This is a genomic window from Phytoactinopolyspora endophytica, assembly GCF_004138495.1.
GTDB classification, from domain to species: Bacteria; Actinomycetota; Actinomycetes; order Jiangellales; family Jiangellaceae; genus Phytoactinopolyspora; species Phytoactinopolyspora endophytica.
This window is the reverse complement of record NZ_ML142863.1, coordinates 53,297-72,178: the sequence shown is the minus strand read 5'-3', so window position 1 is coordinate 72,178 and position 18,882 is coordinate 53,297. Positions and strand designations below refer to the sequence as shown.

Below are 18,882 nucleotides of genomic sequence, written 5' to 3'. Positions count from 1 at the left end.
AGGCTAAGGCGGAGAGCGCGAAGGCCGACGAGGCTAAGGCGGAGAGCGCGAAGGCCGACGAGGCTAAGGCGGAGGACGCGAAGGCCGGCGAGGCTAAGGCGGAGGACGCGAAGGCCGACGAGGCTGCGACCGAGTCCACGGCCGACAAGGCTTAGCGGATGCTCGCTCAGGCATTGGAACATCTGGTCACCGGCGTCGTCGAGCATCCGGACGACGTCACGGTCCGTTCCCGGCAGCAACGGCGTGGCCGGCTGCTGGAGGTGCATGTGCATCCCGATGACCTCGGAAAGGTCATCGGCCGAGGCGGACGCACGGCCACCGCGTTCCGCACGGTCGTCGGCGCTCTCGCCGACGAAAGCGTGCGAATCGACTTCGTCGACGTCGACGAGCGGTAAGCCGGCGCCACGAGACGAGGAGCCTGCGCCAGCATCAGGGAGACCCTGGCGCAGGCTCTTCGCATGAGTGGCCACAGGAGGGACGGGACGGTGTTGGTCACGGTCGGGCGGATCGGCCGGGCGCATGGCGTCCGGGGCGAGATCGCCGTAGAGGTGCGGACCGACGTGCCTGAGGAACGGTTTGCTGTCGGTGCCGTATTGCACGTCGCGGACTCTCGTAGCGCGACGGTGACCTCGGCACCGTCACGGCGTGGGGAAAGAGGCGGCGCTGTGTCGCGGACTGCTCCCGCGGCGTTGACGGTATCGCGGACGCGATGGCACAAGGGCGGACTGCTGATCCAGTTCGACGAAGTACCAGACCGCAACACGGCGGAGGAACTGCGCGGCTCGCTCCTCCAGGTTGAGGTCGAGGACGAAGAACGGCCGTCCGACCCCGACGAGTACTTCGACCACCAGCTCGTCGGACTGCGGATGGTGACAGCTGATGACGTCGAGGTCGGTACGGTGGCCGACGTCGTGCACGGGCCGAACCAGGATGTTCTCATCGTGCGGCGTCCGGAGGGTGGCGACGTGATGGTGCCGTTCGTCGCGCAGATCGTTCCGGAGGTCGACCTGGAGGCCGGGCGCGTCGTCGTCGAGCCGCCTCCCGGCCTGCTCGAGCTCGACCAGCCGGGGGATTCCGCGTCGGCGGCGAACCGTGAGCGTTCCGATCGAGCGGGCGAATGAGCTCGGAGACAGCAGGATGAGGATCGACGTCGTCACGATCTTCCCGGACTACCTAGCGCCGCTGGACCTGTCGCTGGCCGGCAAGGCGAGGGAGGCCGGCCTGCTGGACGTGGGCATCCATGACCTGCGGGACTGGGCGACTGATCGGCACCGGACCGTGGACGACACCCCTTATGGCGGTGGCGCCGGAATGGTGATGAAGCCGGACGTCTGGGGAGCCGCGCTGGACGACGTCACCGGTGCGCGTGCCGACGAGGTGCCACACCTGATCGTCCCTACACCGGCGGGTGAGCTGTTCACCCAGCGCACGGCCGGCGAACTGGCCGCCGAGCCATGGTTGGTCTTTGCCTGCGGCCGGTACGAAGGAATCGACGCTCGCGTGGTGGAGGAGGCCGGCACCCAGATGCGAGTGAGCGAGGTGTCGATCGGCGACTACGTACTGAACGGCGGCGAAGTCGCCGCGCTGGTGGTCATCGAAGCGGTCGTCAGGTTGCTGCCGGGCGTCGTCGGCAATCCCGAGTCGCTGCGGGAGGAGTCGCACGGTGAGGACGGTCTGCTGGAGTACCCCGTCTACACCAAGCCGCCGTCGTGGCGGGGGCGTGACGTCCCAGAGGTGCTGCTCTCCGGGCATCACGCGCGCGTGGCCCGTTGGCGTCGTGACCAGGCATTGCGGCTGACCACGCGGCGGCGTCCGGACTTGATCGCCAAGCTGGACCCCGGCACGCTCGACGATCACGACCGTGGCGTGCTGGACGATTAACACTGACGGTGATACCTGTGGCAGACTTAGACGTCCGTGCCCGGCATGCTGGTAGCCCCTGCCACGGGGGGAGCGCCAAAGCGAACGCCGGGACCCATAGAAACTCTCCACATACTGTGGGTGGCCCGTGGCACCTGCAAGGAAGCGAACATACACATGCACACGCTTGACGTTGTAGACGCCGCGCAACTCCGCGACGACGTTCCCGCCTTTCGCGCCGGGGACACGCTGAAGGTCCACGTCAGGGTGGTCGAAGGTAGCCGCTCGCGGGTCCAGGTCTTCCAGGGTGTCGTCATCCGCCGCCAGGGCGACGGTATCCGTGAGACGTTCACCGTCCGCAAGATCAGCTTCGGCGTCGGAGTCGAGCGGACGTTCCCGGTGCACACTCCGATCATCGAGAAGATCGAGGTCGTGACCCGCGGTGACGTCCGGCGGGCCAAGCTGTACTACCTGCGCCATCTGCGGGGTAAGGCCGCGAGGATTCGCGAGAAGCGCGAAACCGCCTGACCGCCGCCGCAAGGAGTGGGCGTGATCGAAGACGGCGTGCCGCCGGGTGGTCAGGAGGAATCCGAGGACCCGAAACCGGCACGCCCCCGGTGGGTGGCGCTCCTCAAGGAGACGGCGATCGTCGTCGCGTTGTCGCTCATCATCGCGACGGTCGTCAGGATCTTCCTCGTACAGGCGTTCCTGATCCCTTCGGAGTCGATGCAGGACACCCTCCTCGTCGGTGACCGCGTGATGGTCTCCAAGATCAGCATGCGGTTCGGAGACGTCGAACGGGGTGACGTGGTCGTCTTCGAGGACCCGAACAACTGGCTTGGGGCGCAACCGGAGAGCGAGGACGGCGTCGGGGGAGGCATCAAGAGCTTCTTCCAGTTCGTCGGTATCCTGCCGGACGACTCCGAGGGCCATCTGATCAAGCGGGTCATCGGTGTCGGGGGCGACACCGTGGAGTGTTGCGACGAGGACGGCTACCTCACGATCAACGGTGTGGCGATCGAGGAGTCCGGCTACCTTTTCCCGGGCGACGAGCCGGCGCAGCGTGAGTTCACCGAGACGGTGCCGGAGGGCGAGCTGTTCGTCATGGGCGATCATCGCTCGAATTCGGGCGACTCGCGTTTCCACGGTTCGTTCTCCGAGGACCTGGTCGTCGGAAAAGCGTTCGCTGTGGTGTGGCCGTTCTCCCGCTGGTCCGGAGTCGGCGCGGGCGACACATTCGACGACGTGCCCCCGCCCGAGTAAGTAAGCTGGACAGGGTCATGACCGTCCTCATCGATAGGCCTCGTGTACTTCTCCGCCGGGACGCGGGCCTGTACGCCTACGAACGCGGTCTGGCGCGCGCGGGCTTCGCCCCCGTCGCCGGCGCCGACGAGGCTGGTCGCGGCGCGTGCGCCGGTCCCCTTGTGGTCGGTGCGGCAGTACTCAAGGACAGCAAACGCGGACAGGTACCCGGGCTTGCGGACTCGAAGCTTCTCACGCCCGCGGCGCGCGAGCGTGCCTACGACGAGGTGGTGAAGCGCGCGCTGGCGTGGTCGGTCGTGGTGATCGAGCCGAGCGAGATCGACCAGGTGGGCCTGCATCGGTGCAACATCGAGGCGATGCGCCGGGCCCTGGCGCGGCTGGAGGTGGCACCGGCTTATGTGCTCACCGACGGCTTTCCGGTGGCCGGGCTCGGGGTGCCAGGACTGGCCATGTGGAAAGGCGATCAGGTCGCGGCGTGCATCGCTGCGGCATCGGTGATCGCGAAGGTCACCCGGGACCGGATCATGGTCGAGTTGAACGAGCGGTGGCCGGGCTACGGCCTGGATGAGCACAAGGGCTACGTGACCGGTGATCACCAGGATGCGCTGGAGCAAATCGGCGCGAGTCCCGTGCATCGTCGCTCATACGCGAACGTCGCGCGCGTGACGCCCGAAGGGGAGCGGGTACCCGCCGCAATCGATGATGAGAACGTCTTACCCATCGCCGGTCAGCAGAGCGAACCGGCTGGCCCGGTCGGCGACGACAAGGACGGCAGTCGGGACACGGTGGCTGCGAGTCAGGCGTTTCCCACCGCGCCCGACCTTAGGAAGAAGGAGCTTGACGATGAGCGCTGAGGACCTTGAGAAGTACGAGGCCGACATGGAGCTCTCGCTCTACCGCGAGTACCGAGACGTGGTCAGCCTGTTCTCGTATGTCGTCGAGACCGAACGGCGGTTCTACCTGACCAACAACGTCGACCTCCAGGTGCGTGGCGAGGGCGCGGAGGTCTACTTCGAGGTGACCATGAGCGATGCCTGGGTGTGGGACATGTACCGCCCGGCGAGGTTCGTCAAGAACGTCAAAGTGGTGACCTTCAAGGACGTGAACGTCGAGGAGCTCGCGAAGAGCGATCTGGAGATCCCGAAGACCGACTCCTGACGACGTACGTCGTCCCCGGCGGGCCGCCTTCTCGCAGAGCTTTGACCAGCCCACCTGCTCATGCCGTCGTGCGTGTGGGTTGAATCGCCCTTCCGTGCCTCGCACTCCATTGCACTGTCCAGCGCGCACGCGGGTATGTTGCGTAGGTCATCGTGCTGTGCCGTACTCGTCCACAGGCGGATGGACGAAAGCGGATCTCAACTGAGTTTTCCACAATCGATCGTCGTCTCTTCCCTGTTGTCGGGATGAAGTGCAGGCTCGTATCCGGAGGTGTTGCCGGTGCGAGTCAAGGACGGCGTCGGTGCGTACGGCGAGGATGTCGCCGTTGAGCACTTGGAAGAGAACGGCCTCGTGGTCATCGCCAGGAACTGGCGGTGTGCCGCCGGGGAGATCGACATCGTGGCGTTGGACGGCGACATTGTCGTCGTCTGTGAGGTGAAGACCCGCAGCGGCTTCGGGTACGGCTCGGGCCTTGAGGCGGTGACGCGAGAGAAGGGCGCCAGATTGCGGCGGCTCGCTCTCGCCTGGCGGAATGCGAACGGCTTCGAGGGTGCAACGGTCCGGGTCGACGTCGTCGCGGTCCATCGCGGACAACAGGGCTCGCCGCTCATCGAGCACGTCAAGGGGGCCTTCTGATGCGGCTCGGAAGATGCCGCAGCGTCGCGCTGGTGGGTGTGCACGGAACGGTGGTCGACATCGACGTGCACATCGGAGGCATGCCGGGATTCACCTTGGTGGGCCTGCCGGATGCCTCGCTCTACGAGGCGAGGGATCGAGTCCGGGCGGCGGTTCTCTCCAGCGAGGAGCGCTGGCCGCTGCAGAAGATCACCGCGAGCCTGTCGCCGGCCGCGCTGCCCAAGCGGGGCAGCCACTTCGACCTAGGGGTCGCGGTTGCGATTCTCAGCGCCGCGGAGGAACTGCCCGAGTCGTGCGCGGCGGACACCGTCTTCATCGGTGAGCTTGCGCTGGACGGCCGGCTGCGTGCCGTGCCCGGGGTGCTGCCGGCGGTGCTTGCCGCGTCGAAGGCCGGTGTGCGGCGCGTCGTCGTCCCCGAGCGGAACGCGGGGGAGGCCAGCCAGGTGCCGGGTATGCACGTACTCGGGGCCCGCTCGCTACGGCAGGTGCTCGCCTTCATGCGCGGCACTGACATGCCCGATGAGCCGCCCGATGAGCCGATGGCCCTCCCGGAGACGCTGCCCCAGGATCCCGGTCTGGATCTGGCGGACGTGGCCGGACAGGAGGAGGTGAAGAAAGCCGTCGAGGTCGCGGCAGCGGGGCACCACCATCTCCTGCTCGAAGGGTCGCCGGGTGCGGGGAAGACGATGCTGGCGAGGCGGCTTCCCGGGCTGTTGCCAGACCTCACCACCGAGGAGTCGCTGGAGGTCACCGCCATTCATTCGGTCGCCGGCGTGCTGCCGCCGGATCGCCCGCTGGTGGTGCGCCCTCCGTTCTCCGATCCGCACCATTCGGCCTCTACGGTGTCGATCATCGGCGGCGGTGCTCGGATCGTCCGGCCCGGCGCGGTGAGTTTGGCCCATCGCGGGGTGTTGCTGCTGGACGAGGCGCCGGAGTTCGGCCGGCAGGTGATCGAGTCTCTGCGCGAGCCGCTGGAGAACGGCAAGATCGTCATCTCCCGCGCTGCGACCACCGCCTTGTTCCCGGCCTCGTTCCTGCTGGTGCTGGCACAGAACCCATGCGAGTGCGGTCATCACGGCAGCCGTTACCGGGAGTGCGAGTGCACCCCTTACGCAGTCCGGCGCTACCAGCATCGGGTCTCCGGCCCGGTCCGGGACCGGATCGACATCGTCCAGCACGTCTTGCCGCCGTCGATGGCGGACGTGGATCTGAGGCTGCAGACGGCGGAGACGACGAAGGCGGTCGCCGGCCGCGTCGAGATGGCCCGTGACCGGCAGGCCCGCCGACTAGCGGGAACCCCGTGGCGGGTCAACGGTGAGGTCCCGGTGACGTTCTTGCGTCGTGAGTTTCCCATCTCGGCGGAGGTGACGGCTCCCGCGTACGAGAAGCTGCGACAGGGGGCCGTGACGGCTCGAGGTGTCGACCGCATCCTGCGGCTGGCGTGGACGGTGGCCGATCTGGCCGGGCACGACGAGCCCTGCTCTGATGATGTCGTGGCGGCCGTGAACCTGAGGCTGGGAGACAGGTCGTGAGTGAGTTGGACCGCTCCAGGGCGCAGGATCGGGCGGCCCGGGCGGCCCTGTCAGCCGTAGTCGAACCCGCGGCGGGCAGGGTGGCCGCGCGTGTCGAGCTCGCCGGCGCGGAGGCGACGTGGCGTTCGATCGTCCGCCGGGACATGCAGCTCGACCGGGAGGGCGTGCTCGCGAGGAGAGCCGAGGGGGTCGACGGCGCAGCATTGCTCGAGCATGCCGCGGCGCTCGGTGTCCGCTTCGTGTGTCCAGGTGATGCGGAATGGCCTGAGAGTTTCGGCGCGATGGCGGCCACGCTGGATGCGGGCGCGGAAGCGGTGCCGCCGCCGTTCGGTCTCTGGGTCCGCGGTGACGGGTCATTGGACTCCTGCGGTGCACGTGCGGTCGCCGTCGTCGGGTCGCGTGCGGCGTCGCCGTACGGGCGCAATGTGGCCGGCAACCTGGCCGCGGACCTGGTGACCCTGGGGTGGACGGTCGTGTCCGGAGCGGCGTACGGCATTGACGCGGCGGCGCACCGGGGCACCTTGGCCATAGGCGGTACCACTCTCGCGGTGCTCGCGTGCGGGCTGGATATCGACTACCCGTCGTCGCACCGCGAGCTGCTGGCCCGCATCGCCCAGGCCGGCGTCGTGGTCAGCGAGCTGGCGCCCGGGATGAAGCCGATGCGCTCCCGGTTCATAGCGCGCAACCGGCTCATCGCGGCGATGACCATCGGAACGGTGGTCATCGAGGCTGCGCGGCGGTCCGGCGCGTTGAGCACGGCGCACTGGGCCGCCAAGCTCGGTCGCGAGGTGATGATGGTGCCCGGGCCGGTGACGTCCGAGCAATCCACCGGCTGCCACGAGTGGATCCGGAATCGTGGTGCCGTCCTGGTGACCGACGCCGACGACGTCGTGGACGCCGTCGGCCGGATGGGAGTTGACGCTGCTCCGCTGCCGGTCGGTGAAGACCGCCCGCTCGACCGGTATGACCCAGACACCCGGCATGTCTACGAGCGGATGCCGGCGTTCGACGCGGTCACGGTGATCGAGCTCGCCCATGAGAGCGGCTACACAGCTGCGTTCGTGGAGTCGTCGCTGCGCAAACTCGCCGACGGTGGCCTCGTGACCGCCGTGCTCAATGGTTGGGTTCGCATCCCCGGCGCGGCTTAGACCCACGCATCGACGGTCTAATAACAAGGGCGTTATAGTGAATCCAGAATGGGTCGTCAGATTTGTGGATGAAGCTGCCCAGGAACGCTCGTTTCTTCCGCCACCGGAGAGACAAGCGTTGGCAAATGCAGTTGCGAAGCTCGAGGTGATGGGGCCAGGGTTGGGTTTTCCGCATACGAGCTCGGTCCGAGGTTGTCCGGGGGTGCGCGAGTTGCGGCCGCGAGCCGGGCGAAGTCCGTGGCGCGCGTTGTACAAGCGTTGCGGCGACACATTTGTCATCGCCTCTGTAGGGTCCGAGGCAGAGAGCGACCCACGCGGCTTTGATCGAGCGGTGCGAAACGCCGTGGTCAGACTGTCCGTCACGCGAGAGGAGTAGAGGATGCCAAAGCTGTCAGAGTTGAGAACCGCTGCCGAGATACATGCCGAGGACATGCAAAACCCGGAGTACCGGGCCGAGCATGAACGTACCGCGTTCGCGAACGCTGTCGCTATCGAGGTGCTCAAGTACCGTACGGAACGGGGCCTGTCGCAGACAGCGTTGGCTCGTGCGCTCGGCATGCACCAGCCGGCGATCGCCCGGTTGGAGGCTGCCGACCATCAGCCGTCGCTGGAGACGCTGGCACGGATATCCCGCGTGCTCGGGATCGAGTTCCACATCGACATCACGCCTGAGGCCGTGCGCCTCCGTGAAACCGCCTGACCCGTGACCGTGCCTGTGTGCAGGTGTGGCGGTGCTTGACCCAGCCCTGGGTCGGGGCGACCGTGAGTGTGTGGCCAATCAGGGCGAGGAAGACGCCGAACACCGGCCCGAGTCACCGACTGGGCGGCACCAAGGACCGGAGGTGCTGCCCGCCCCGATGGCCAAGGCGCTCGAGGAGTTCTCTCGTCATCTCATCTCGGAGCACGGGCGCTCCGAGCACACCGTGCGGGCCTACGTCGGCGATGTCGCCGGCATGATGGAGCACGCTACTCGGATGGGGCGGACCGGGCCTGGCGAGATCGACATCGCCGCACTCCGGAGTTGGCTGGCGTTACTGCACACCAGAGGGAAGGCCCGCGCGACGCTGGCCCGGCGAGCCTCGGCGGCGCGGACCTTCACGGCATGGGCCCACCGGGTGGGCGTGCTCAATGCGGATGTCGGCGCACAGCTAGCCTCAGCCAAAGTACAGCGGGACTTGCCCGACGTCCTGCAGCAGAACGACGTGAGGACGGTGCTCGACGCGGTCGCGGACGACGCAGCCGAGGGGGATCCAGTCGCGTTGCGGGACCAGGCGATCCTGGAGACGCTGTATGCGACCGGTGTGCGCGTCGGTGAACTGGTCGGGCTCGATCTCGACGACCTCGACCCGGCACGCCGGGTGGTGCGGGTCTTCGGCAAGGGCCGCCGGGAGCGGAGCGTGCCCTACGGGATTCCGGCCGAGCGTGCGCTGGAGGAGTGGGTCAGACGTGGCCGACCGGAGATGGCGGCGTCGTCGGCGGGCCAGGCGCTCTTCGTCGGCGTGCGCGGTGGCCGGATCGGGCAGCGTGCGGTACGGACTCTGGTGCACGCGCGGCTGCGGGCGGTGCCGGATGCTCCCGACCTCGGGCCGCATGGGTTGCGACACAGCGCGGCGACCCACGTCCTCGAAGGGGGCGCCGACCTCCGCATGGTGCAAGAGCTGCTCGGGCACGCGTCGCTCGGTACCACCCAGATCTATACCCATGTCTCTGTCGACCGTCTCCGCAAGGCGTATCAGCAGGCCCACCCTCGAGCGTAGTAAGTGGGCAATCGGCGACCTAAACCCGCACCACGCGTACCTTCCGTTCGCTTGTGTTGACGAGCCGTTCAATGTCGTCGGGATCGCTGGTGAGAATCCGGTCGCCATCCTCCGCGAGCAGGACGACCGCGGCGTCGACCGGATCGGACGTACCTGCCTTACCGAGCAGCTCGCCACATCTCCGCCCGAAGTGGCCATCGATCGTGCGGACATCGACGCCATTCAGGAAGCGAGCGAGTTCGGCTTGCTTACCGCCACGCCAAACCTGCGCAGTGACGAAGGGGTGTGTGACTAGGACATCGCCGCGACGGACGACAGCTTTCAGCTCGGCGACACGGTCGCGGCCTCGCCGATCGACGGCGAGGAGAGCACCGGAGTCGAGAACGATTGCCCGGGTCATTCATCCTCATAACCCAGGCGTTTGCGGGCCTCCGAAAGCTCTTCTTCCGTGAAGGGGCCGTGCTCGCGTTCGTAGTCGTCAACGAATTCGCGGAGCGACTGCGAACGCAGCCATTGGGCAGCGGCGTCGGACAGCCATGCGGAGAGGCTCTGCCCCGAGCGTCGAGCGGCATCGCGGACCTCACGATCCAGCTCCGGGTCGAGTGAGATGCTCATCTTGACCACCTTCATGCGTTCAATCGTATCGAAGTACCAGAGTCGATCGATCTGATGTAAATGCAGGCTACCACAAGCAAGATGCATCAGTCATTCTCTATTGAAGCCTTGCGTCTGCGGAAGACCGCCCTTCCTGCCTGCCGGGCTGAGCTCCGGCGGATCCAAGCCCGCGATGACGTCGCGGACGTGGCCGGTGGCAGCGGACGGAGCGCGATCGGCGCGCCACCACACGGCGACATGCCGTTCTAAGCTGCTCGTGCTGATCGAGACCAGTATGAGGCCGTCACAGTTGGCTGTGGTCATGGCCAGCATGTTGGTCACTCCGATGCCAAGACCCGCACGCACCAGTGAGGCGAGTGTCTGCGGTTGATTCGTCTGGTGAACGATGTGCGGCTGCACACCGGCCTCGGCGAACGCGAGATTGGTCTCGAACTGCCGGGTGCCGCCTGCCGGATCACCGATGGTGATCAACGAGAGCTCGGCCAGCTGTGCCAAAGTCACCGGCGAAACGGTCAATGGGTGGCCTGCCGGAAACACCGCCACCAGCGGCTCCCGCCACAGCCGTCGATGTTCCATGCGGTCATCGCGGACGAGCGGGAGTACCGGGCGCACGGCGACGTCGATATCGCCGTTGACGAGCAGACTCTCCAGTGCGAGCGTGTCGCCCTCGCGCAGCACCGCCGTCGCCCCAGGGGTGTCGCGCTGAAGCCGCCGGACCAGCGCCGGGTACAGGTACGCCGCCGCGCTCGGGTACATGCCGACGCGGACCTCACCGCGTATCTCGCCACCGGTCTGGGTGACCACCTCGGCGAAGACGTCGAGCCTGGCGAGGATCTCCTCCGCGTGCGGCAGTAACGCGCGCCCCTCCGGCGTCAGCGTCGCTGGATGCACGGAACGGTCGAACAGCTTGGCGCCGAGGACCCGTTCCAACTCGCTGACGTGGCTGCTGACTTGCGGCTGTGACCTGAACTGGGCCCTCGCAGCCGCGGAGAACCCACCTTCCCGGGCGACCGCGACGAAGCTGATGATCCAGTCGAGCCGGTAGCCGTAAGCGCTGGAAAGATCCACGCTGACCCCCGGGGCTGCGTCCGTGACCGGTGAGGTCCGTGCCCGCCGGTGCCGTGGTCATGTACGGCACGAACACTAGCCTCGTGGGGCCGGGTACGGGAAGATCTGCAGGTGAGCCGCCCGCCGGTGATCTCGATGACGAACACCAGCGGACATGGCGGCTGCACCTCGTCTGAAGCTGGGGGCCCGCTTCAGTGAAGCTAGCGGATGAACTGGTTGACGTAGTCCGAGCCGAGACCGACGTTCTCGTAGTGGGCCCGGCACCGGTCGATCTTTGTGAAGGTGTCCTCGTAGTCGATCTGGTGCCCGTCCTGGTCGAGGTAGACCATGGCGCCGGTGATGTTGAAGAAAGTGATCATCTCGGTACAGTCTTCGGGCACGGCGAGAGTATGGATCTCACCGGGCGGCTCGTAGACGAAATGGCCAGTCTCGGCGACCCACTCGTGCTCGTAGTAGTGCCAGCGCCCCTTGAGGACGTAGCCGAAGACGGCCCCGGGGTGCCGATGACGGGAGACGATCCCGGCTGCGGTCACCTTGAGCAGGTTGCACCACTGCCCGATCACCGTGTTGAACATGAGCGGCCGGAACCAGACATTCGGCGCCTGGGGAACCCAGACTCGTGGGTCGTCGGGCTCAGCGGCGACGGCGATCTCGTCCGGATAGTCCTTCGAGACGGCGATCTGCGGTGCGGTGGACATAAGGTCCTCCCTGGTCGGCTGGATGCTCGGGTGAGGGGCGGGTGGTCGGTTGTGGTCGGTGCGTGGGTTCATGGTCGTCGTCCCATGCGAGTGCTCAGGAGGCGAGGTAGCCGCCGTCGACGGGGAGGACGACGCCGGTGATGAAAGCCGCGTTCGGCCCGGCGAGGAACTCCACCGCGCCGGCAACGTCGGATGGCTCACCCCATCTACCCATAGGGGTCCGCTCTATGATCTGGCCGGCGGCCGCTGGGCGTTGCTGAAGCTCACTGGTCAGGTCGGTCCGGATCCATCCGGGCGCCACGGCGTTGACCCGGATGCCCTCGGCCGCCCACGCGACCGCCAGCGACTTGGTCAGCTGCACGACGCCGCCCTTGCTGGCCGAGTAGCCGGGCACCCTGGGACCGCCGAAGTAGCTGAGCATTGAGGCCACGTTGACGATACAACCGGACGACTCGGCCAGTGACGATCGAGCGGCGACGCACGCCCGCATGGTGCCGGTCAGGTTGACCGCGAGAACGTCCTCGAACACCTCGGGCCGGAACTCGTCGTCTCGCCGTACGATGCCGGCGGAGTTCACCAGCACATCGAGGGATCCGTGGGCAGAGACGAGTTCCTCGATGGCGCTGGGCTCGCGCAGATCGAGGTCAACGGTGGTGACTCCGACCGGTGACGCGTCGTGGTTCCCGGCCTTCAGGCCTGCGACGGTGACATCCGCGCCCGAGGACGCGAAGCGGTGCGCGACGGCGGCGCCGATCCCACTGGTACCGCCGACGACCATCACCCGGCGCTTGGCGGTGTCGGCCTGGCCGGCGACGCCGTCCGGCGTCCGCTGCTCCGTCATCTGACGGCCTCCCGTCGTTGTTGCATACCGTGCGACCTTGTGGGCCTGCCGCGTCCGCTCGCGCATTGACACAGTCATGGCATTCGTACATGCGTGTCCGTCGAACGTGCGTATTGCGCGAACATGCTCATTGTGGCGGTGATCCCAGCCGTTGTGCAGGGTCATCGGCACGGGAAATGGCGGCTATACGGATTCCGCTAGCTAACGTCCCCGTCAAGGGCACGCCAGACGCGATCCCGGGAGAGCGGCAGCGTCGTAAGCCGGACGCCGGTGGCGTCGCGGACGGCGTTCGCCATTGCGGGCGCGATCGGGTTGAACGGTGACTCGCTCATCGACTTCGCACCCATCGGGCCCAAGCCGTCGTGCGTGGATGCGAAGAAGACCTGGGTCGTGGGGACATCGGCGATCTGCGGGATGTGATAGTCGCGGATGGTCTGCGTCACGACGGCGCCACCGTCGTCCAACACCATCTCCTCGTACATGGCCGCCCCGATGCCCTGCGCGACGCCGCCCTCGATCTGCCCGCGGCACTGCTCCGGATTGAGGACGACACCCGCGTCGGCGGCGTGCACTGAGTTGAGGATCCGTACCTCGCCGGTGTGCCGGTTGACGGCGACTTCGAAGCCCTGCACGTTGAACGCGATCGATCGGGGAGAGCCGTCGTCGGAGCCGACCGCGCGCAACGCGCCGGTGCAGGCGGCCAGCTCGGCGAGCCTGATGCTGCAGCCAGCGGCGACCACGGCGTCGCTGGTCAGCGTGCACTCCGCCGGTTCCACACCCAGTTCGGCGGCGGCCGCCTCGAGCAGCGCTCCACGTAACTGCTCTGCCGCTCGGACGACGGCCCTACCGGCAACCACGATGCCGGTCGAGCCGAAGGCGCCTGTGTCGTGGCCCACCGCGCCCGTACCACCGGTGCGCAGCGTCACCCCGCCGGTCGAAGTGTCGAGCAAGGTCGCCGCCAGCTGCACATGTGTGGTGGTCGATCCGCTGCCGAACTCGGCGGTGCCGGTACTGAGCAGATACGTCCCATCGGGCAACAGCTCGATGGCCGCTTCTCCGCGGTGCCCGCGGGGTGGGATGGTGTCGATCATCGCCATCGCAACACCGGAGCCGGTGCTCCACTCCTCACCCGTGGGCGGTTCGTCGCCCCCGGCGAGCAGCGCCGCGCGGACCAGATCGAGGCATTCCCCCGCGCCGTGGCTACCGTACTCGACATCGTCCGGGTCGAGGGAGTAGGCGACCATGGGGTCGCCAGGCTGGATCAGGTTCCGAGCCCGCATCGTGAACGGATCGATCTCGAGCTTCCTCGCGAGCTCGTCGATCGCGGACTCGATGGCGAAGAAGACCTGACCCAGGCCGTACCCACGGAAGGCGCCGCCTGGCAGCGTGTGGGTGTAGACAGCCGCGGCGTCGACGGCCTTGTGGGGGCAGCGGTACATCGCCATCGACTCGTTGCAGCCGTGGAAGAGCACACCGGGCCCGTGGTTGCCGTAGGCACCGGTGTTGGAGAGGACATCGATGCCCAGGGCGGTGAGCCGGCCGTCCCGGTCAGCCCCAGCCTTGACCGTGACCCGCATCGGATGCCGGCTCGGGGTGGCGGCGAACTGCTCGGAACGGGTCAGCTCGAGCTGGACCGGACGCCCGGTGCGGAGCACGGCGAGCGCGACGACGTCTTCGACCAGCAGCTCCTGCTTCGCCCCGAAGCCGCCCCCGACGCGACCGGTGACCACCTCGATCCGCTCTCGGGGCAGCCCCAACAGGACGCACAGCTCGTCCCGGACCAGGAAGGGCACCTGCGAGCTGGTGCGGATGACCAGCCGGCCGTCGTCGTTGAGCCGGCCGACGGCGCAGTGCGTCTCCAGGTGCGTCGCCTGGATCCGGGGCGAGTGGAAGGTGCCCTCGTACACGGCGGCTGCCCCGGCCATGCCGGTGTCGATGTCGCCGATGTGGGAGGAGATCTCCGCGACGACGTTGCGCGCGGGGTCGGCGATCCCGGAGTCGGGTCCCTTGTCCCCGTGGACCAGCGGGACGTCCGGATCGCGCGCCCGCTCCGGATCCACCAGTGCGGGCCGGACGTCCCAGTCGATCTCGATCAGCTCGCAGGCTGCCCGGGCGGTGGCGACGCTGTCCGCGACGACGACGGCTACCCGCTGCCCGACGTGGCGGACAACCCGGGCGAGGATGTAGGTGTCGCGAGGGTCGTCCGTCCGGTTGTGGTGCCGTGCCGTGGAGTAGGCCACGTGCGGCACGTCCCGGTAGGTCAGCACGAGCTCGACGCCGTCCATCGCCTCCGCGGCGGAGGTATCGACGGAGTTGATGACGGCGTGGGCATGCGGAGAGCGCAAGATCGCGGCGTGCAGCGTGCCGGGCTGGACCTCGTCCAGTGTGAACCGCTCCGTCCCGGTGACGATGCGCCGGCCCGCTGGGGCGGCGATGCTGCGGCCGACCGCCGGCATGTCCGCGGACGTACCGGGCGGTTCGACGTTGGCGCGGCCTGCCAACGCATCGCGGACGGACCGATAGCCGGTGCATCGGCACAGGTTGCCTTTCAGCAGACGGTCGGTGTGTGCGTCATCGTCGGCAGGTTGCGGGCTCCGGCGCAGACAGCTGGCCGTGACCACCATTCCGGCGGTGCAGAAGCCGCACTGGAACCCCTGCGCTTCGAGGAACGCCTCTGCCCCCGGATGCAACGCGTCACCAGGGGAGAGGCCTGCCAGCGTAGTCACGTGACGGCCGTCCGCCCGGGCCGCAGGATAGAGGCACGAATGCACAGGGACGTCGTCTACCAGGACTGTGCACGCTCCGCAGTCGCCCGCGTCGCAGCCCATCTTCACATCGACGTGGCCGGTCTCCCGCAGATAGGTCCGCAGGCATTGACCCGGAGCGGCGTCGGTGGTGAGTACCTTGTCGTTGACCCGAAGCGAGATCGTTGTCCGGGAGGCGGACCCGCCTGACGACGGTTCCTTCTCCGGCGTCACGTGCCGGGCGCCGTCGCTGCTCTCCGGAGCTCGCAGTTGATCCGTCTCCTGACGCGGTAGCTGGTCCGTCATGCCGGCCCCTTCCGGGTGAGCGCGGTCAGGACCTCGACGCCCAGGACACGGACCAGGTGCCGTCGCCAGTCGGGCGCGCCGTGGACGTCGTCGGTGTAGTCATCGCCGATCACGTGTGCTGCCGTCTCGACGTACCGCTGAGGCGGCGGCGGTTCGGTGAACGTCAGGACGTACGGGCGATTGGTCGCTGCCGTGATGGAGACGGTGACCGATCCGTCGTGGTCCTGCCGGGCGATGACGATCGCCGCGGATCTCCCACGCGCCGACAGCGACATGCGGGCGAAAGCCGTCCGTGACGTGAGCGCGGTGGCGCCGATGGTGAACGAGCGCAGTAGGTCGGCCGGTCCCAGCGCGGTGCGGCCCGGGCCGGTCACCAGGTCGGCCACGGGCATCCGTTCCTCGGCACCGTCGGCCCGCCACACCAGCGCCGTTGCGTCGAGCGCGGTCAGCAGCGAGATCATCGAGCCGGCCGGGAGCCCGAGGCACACGTTGCCACCCACGGTAGCGAGATGCCAGATCTTGAACGAGGCCACGAGGGAGTCGGCGCACCGGCGGACCAACGGTGCGACCGTCCAGGTGTCGGGAAGCTCGACGCCGGCGCCGACGGGAGATCCCGGATCCGTCCGGCCGTCCCCTCGCAACAGCGGCGCCGGATCGCCGGCGGCCGCGGCAAGATCCGCGATCGTGCAGGTCGCCGCGATCTCCAGTCCGTCGTCGGTGATCACCAGCGACGGCCATCCGAGGCCGGTGATGTCGACGAGCCGGCGGACGCCAGGCTGCGGCTCGGACATCAGCCACGTCCCGCCCGCCACGACCGCGTCCCCGCCCCGCCATAGCGACGGCGCGGGGCGCTCAGCCAGGCGGAGAAAGTCGCGGACGGTCGACTGGTCCACCGGCACCACCTCGATTGCTCTAGATCCGTCCGGGACATCGAAGACGCCCGGACAACGGGATCGTCCGACTCAGGTCGCCGCGTGCCGGGCCGTATATGCACCACGGGCGTTGTAGACGGTGACACCGCCTTGGCTCACGGAATCTCCGTAGCGGCCGAAGATGCGCACGGCGTCATCGCGGAGGACGTTGCGCTGAACGGTGATCCCACGAGCCTCCAGTTGCTCGGCCCAGTCCTCTCCCAACGGACCCTCGTCGAACCCGGTGAGCCGTTCCAGCTCTTCGCCTTCACCCGCGATCACCAGCCGTCGCACGCCCGACCACAGGACAGCGCCGTAGCACTGGACGCATGGCCGCCAGTTCACCACGAGCTCATGGACAGGTTGGCCGGGACCGCCGAGGTCCCACGCGCCGCATCGGGTCTGCGCCAGCGACAGTGCCACCACCTCAGCGTGCGCCGCGGACAGGCCGGATGCCAAGACGAGGTTCACACCGGCCGACACGACCGCACCGGACTCCTCCTCCACGACGATCGCGGCAAACGGGCCGCCGGTCCCCTCGTGGTAGTTGCGTCCCGCCAGCCGATGGACCAGACGCATCCGGTGCTCGACCGTGGGCAGACACTCGGGCACGTCGGCCAGCTCCTCGAGCACCCACTCGGGCAGCTCGGCACCGTAGCGGGTGGGTATCCGCGTCGCCTCCACGCCGATCAGCTCATCTCCAGCAGCGGGTTGCGGTAGCTGTGCGTCGCGTCGATCCTGGACATCAGGTACTCGCCGGAGCGCTGGGGCAGGTATCGGGGCTCCTCTCCCGCCGGCACGCACGTCGGCAGCGCGGCGATCTCCGCGTTGAACGGGGGCGTCACGAACAACGGGATCGAGTACCGGTCCGTCTGGGGCGGATTGATCACGCGGTGTGGGTTGGAGGTCCAGCGGTCGTTCGTCCAGATCGCCATCAGATCGCCGATGTTCACCACCAGCGTGCCTTCGGGCGCCTGGACATCGATCCAGCTGCCGTCCCGCTTCCTCACTTGCAGGCCGCCGACGCCGTCCTCGGCGAGCAGCGTGACCGAGCCGTAGTCGGTGTGGGTGCCGCAGCCGAGCTGGCCGTCGACGGGTACGGTCGTCTCCTGCGCCGGGTAGTGGATGAACCGCAGGTGGTACATGACGTCGCCGCCGGGCATGGTCAACAGATGGTCGTCCGGCATGCCGAGCGCGTGGGCGATGGCGCGCTGCATGCGTTCCGCGGCGCGCACCGCCTGGCTGAAGTAGGCCTCCCAGGCGTCGGCGAAGCCCGGGGTCGACGGCAGCTGGTTCGAGCCGTGCATCGGCGTGCCGGCGACCACCTCGGGGTGGTCCGGCCCCTGCTCGGCCCCGGTGTCGAGCGTTTCCTTGAGGTCGCCCAGCTCGTCGTCGAGGGCCTCCTTGGCGATTCCGACGTAACCGCGATGGCACGGCGACGTGGCGATCGATATCGCCTCCTTCGTCTCCTCCGGCTCGGCGAAGAACGCGGCCATCGCCCGCAGCATCTCGTTCTTGACGGAGGGATCGATGCCGTGCCCGGTGACCAGGAAGAACCCGGTATCGCGACATGTCTCGTCGATGAGCCGAGCGACGGCGTCCTGCTCCAGGCTCGGGCCGGCGTCGTCGGCGAAGCAGCTGACGTCGATGGTCGGCAGCGTGTCTGTCATGAATGTCTCCAATCAGTTCCGGGCGAACGGCACGGTGAGCGCCCGTGGGGTCCTGCTGTCTCGCGCGCGGACGGTGAGTGCGAGCAGAGTGACGAGGTAGGGCAGGGCGACGAACAGCTCGTACGGGATCGACGTGTCCGTGCCCTGCAGCCTCAGCCGGACGGCGTCGCACAGGCCGAACAGCAGCGCGCCGAAGACCACCCGGACCGGCCGCCAACGTGCGAAGACGACCAGCGCCAAGGCGATCCAGCCCCGCCCAGCGGTGACGTTCTGCACGAACAATCCCAGCGGACCGCAGACCAGCAACGCTCCGGCCAGTCCCGCCAGCGCGTTCCCGGCCGTCGTCGCCGCGACGCGGACCGGATTGACACGGGTTCCCAGCGCGTCGACGGAGACCGGGTCCTCGCCGACCGCGGTGAGCGTAAGCCCGGCCGTCGTGCGCTCCAGCACGAACCAGACCAGAAGGAGCGCCGCGCCTGCGACGGCCAGCAGCGGAGCCAGGGACAGGCTGGCTATTCTCGGCGGAACCGTACCGAGCGAGTAGGACTGTTCGAACACGTACGTCGTCGCCGCACCGGCCAGCAGCGTGAACGCGAGGCCGGTCACGATCTGGTTGGTCCGTACGACGACCATCAGCCAGGCCAGCACGACGCCGCACAGCGCGCCGATCACGGT

General features: G+C 68.0%; 23 protein-coding genes. 13 read left to right on the top strand and 10 right to left on the bottom strand.

What is annotated here, in order from left to right:
- Positions 1 to 158 precede the first annotated feature (158 nt).
- The 13 genes from ELR45_RS24570 (at position 159) to ELR45_RS24510 (ending at position 9,354) form a co-directional block, all read left to right on the top strand.
- Positions 159 to 395, top strand: a complete 237-nt coding sequence (locus ELR45_RS24570) for an RNA-binding protein (protein ID WP_129668701.1) — start codon at positions 159 to 161, stop codon at positions 393 to 395.
- Between the two features lie 63 nt (positions 396 to 458).
- Positions 459 to 1,121 (top strand): ribosome maturation factor RimM, encoded by a 663-nt coding sequence (gene rimM / locus ELR45_RS24565; protein ID WP_240760108.1) that lies wholly within the window; start codon positions 459 to 461, stop codon positions 1,119 to 1,121.
- 16 nt (positions 1,122 to 1,137) lie between these two features.
- Complete coding sequence (trmD, locus tag ELR45_RS24560) at positions 1,138 to 1,881, top strand: tRNA (guanosine(37)-N1)-methyltransferase TrmD (RefSeq protein WP_129668793.1); 744 nt, start codon at positions 1,138 to 1,140, stop codon at positions 1,879 to 1,881.
- A 156-nt stretch (positions 1,882 to 2,037) separates the two neighbouring features.
- The gene (gene rplS, locus ELR45_RS24555) at positions 2,038 to 2,388 is read left to right on the top strand and encodes a 50S ribosomal protein L19 (protein ID WP_129668700.1); all 351 of its coding nucleotides are present in this window, start codon (positions 2,038 to 2,040) and stop codon (positions 2,386 to 2,388) included.
- A 21-nt stretch (positions 2,389 to 2,409) separates the two neighbouring features.
- Positions 2,410 to 3,123 (top strand): signal peptidase I, encoded by a 714-nt coding sequence (gene lepB / locus ELR45_RS24550; RefSeq protein WP_165368075.1) that lies wholly within the window; start codon positions 2,410 to 2,412, stop codon positions 3,121 to 3,123.
- Positions 3,124 to 3,140: 17 nt separating this feature from the next.
- Positions 3,141 to 3,977, top strand: a complete 837-nt coding sequence (locus tag ELR45_RS24545; RefSeq protein WP_129668698.1) for a ribonuclease HII — start codon at positions 3,141 to 3,143, stop codon at positions 3,975 to 3,977.
- Complete coding sequence (locus ELR45_RS24540; RefSeq protein WP_129668697.1) at positions 3,967 to 4,281, top strand: DUF2469 domain-containing protein; 315 nt, start codon at positions 3,967 to 3,969, stop codon at positions 4,279 to 4,281. Before ELR45_RS24545 ends, ELR45_RS24540 begins: the two co-directional genes overlap by 11 nt.
- A 279-nt stretch (positions 4,282 to 4,560) precedes the next feature.
- Complete coding sequence (locus tag ELR45_RS24535) at positions 4,561 to 4,917, top strand: YraN family protein (RefSeq protein WP_129668696.1); 357 nt, start codon at positions 4,561 to 4,563, stop codon at positions 4,915 to 4,917.
- On the top strand, positions 4,917 to 6,449 hold the full coding sequence (locus tag ELR45_RS24530) for a YifB family Mg chelatase-like AAA ATPase (protein ID WP_129668695.1): 1,533 nt from the start codon (positions 4,917 to 4,919) through the stop codon (positions 6,447 to 6,449). Before ELR45_RS24535 ends, ELR45_RS24530 begins: the two co-directional genes overlap by 1 nt.
- Positions 6,446 to 7,597, top strand: coding sequence for a DNA-processing protein DprA (gene dprA / locus ELR45_RS24525; protein ID WP_129668694.1), 1,152 nt, complete (start codon positions 6,446 to 6,448; stop codon positions 7,595 to 7,597). Before ELR45_RS24530 ends, dprA begins: the two co-directional genes overlap by 4 nt.
- A complete protein-coding gene (locus ELR45_RS42925; protein ID WP_129668693.1) occupies positions 7,566 to 7,973 on the top strand; it encodes a type II toxin-antitoxin system RelE/ParE family toxin in 408 nt (135 codons plus the stop codon). Before dprA ends, ELR45_RS42925 begins: the two co-directional genes overlap by 32 nt.
- A 3-nt stretch (positions 7,974 to 7,976) precedes the next feature.
- Positions 7,977 to 8,297, top strand: a complete 321-nt coding sequence (locus tag ELR45_RS24515) for a helix-turn-helix transcriptional regulator (RefSeq protein WP_129668692.1) — start codon at positions 7,977 to 7,979, stop codon at positions 8,295 to 8,297.
- Between the two features lie 157 nt (positions 8,298 to 8,454).
- Positions 8,455 to 9,354 carry a tyrosine recombinase XerC gene (locus ELR45_RS24510; protein WP_129668792.1) on the top strand — a complete coding sequence of 300 codons (900 nt, stop codon included), beginning with the start codon at positions 8,455 to 8,457 and terminating at the stop codon, positions 9,352 to 9,354.
- 19 nt (positions 9,355 to 9,373) lie between these two features.
- Here the strand turns inward: ELR45_RS24510 and ELR45_RS38935 are convergent, their stop codons facing one another.
- The 10 genes from ELR45_RS38935 to ELR45_RS24460 all read right to left on the bottom strand — a co-directional run.
- The gene (locus ELR45_RS38935; protein WP_205857189.1) at positions 9,374 to 9,754 is read right to left on the bottom strand and encodes a hypothetical protein; all 381 of its coding nucleotides are present in this window, start codon (positions 9,752 to 9,754) and stop codon (positions 9,374 to 9,376) included.
- The gene (locus tag ELR45_RS24500; protein ID WP_129668691.1) at positions 9,751 to 9,984 is read right to left on the bottom strand and encodes a hypothetical protein; all 234 of its coding nucleotides are present in this window, start codon (positions 9,982 to 9,984) and stop codon (positions 9,751 to 9,753) included. The genes ELR45_RS38935 and ELR45_RS24500 overlap by 4 nt, the downstream gene beginning before the upstream one ends.
- Positions 9,985 to 10,059: 75 nt before the next feature.
- Positions 10,060 to 11,037: a LysR family transcriptional regulator gene (locus tag ELR45_RS24495; protein WP_129668690.1), complete on the bottom strand. Its 978-nt coding sequence runs from the start codon at positions 11,035 to 11,037 to the stop codon at positions 10,060 to 10,062.
- A 200-nt stretch (positions 11,038 to 11,237) separates the two neighbouring features.
- Positions 11,238 to 11,735, bottom strand: a complete 498-nt coding sequence (locus ELR45_RS24490) for a 2,4'-dihydroxyacetophenone dioxygenase family protein (protein ID WP_129668689.1) — start codon at positions 11,733 to 11,735, stop codon at positions 11,238 to 11,240.
- 94 nt (positions 11,736 to 11,829) lie between these two features.
- Complete coding sequence (locus ELR45_RS24485) at positions 11,830 to 12,576, bottom strand: SDR family NAD(P)-dependent oxidoreductase (RefSeq protein ID WP_205857188.1); 747 nt, start codon at positions 12,574 to 12,576, stop codon at positions 11,830 to 11,832.
- A 197-nt stretch (positions 12,577 to 12,773) separates the two neighbouring features.
- Entirely contained in the window at positions 12,774 to 15,503 is a 2,730-nt protein-coding gene (locus ELR45_RS24480; protein WP_420813947.1) for a molybdopterin-dependent oxidoreductase, read from the bottom strand.
- 119 nt (positions 15,504 to 15,622) lie between these two features.
- On the bottom strand, positions 15,623 to 16,519 hold the full coding sequence (locus tag ELR45_RS24475) for an FAD binding domain-containing protein (protein ID WP_129668687.1): 897 nt from the start codon (positions 16,517 to 16,519) through the stop codon (positions 15,623 to 15,625).
- A gap of 69 nt (positions 16,520 to 16,588) precedes the next feature.
- Complete coding sequence (locus ELR45_RS24470) at positions 16,589 to 17,221, bottom strand: nucleoside deaminase (protein WP_205857187.1); 633 nt, start codon at positions 17,219 to 17,221, stop codon at positions 16,589 to 16,591.
- A gap of 5 nt (positions 17,222 to 17,226) precedes the next feature.
- Entirely contained in the window at positions 17,227 to 18,207 is a 981-nt protein-coding gene (locus ELR45_RS24465; protein ID WP_129668686.1) for an isopenicillin N synthase family dioxygenase, read from the bottom strand.
- Between the two features lie 12 nt (positions 18,208 to 18,219).
- Positions 18,220 to 18,882 (bottom strand): ABC transporter permease (locus ELR45_RS24460; RefSeq protein WP_165368073.1); only part of this gene is annotated, 663 nt, incomplete at its 5' end.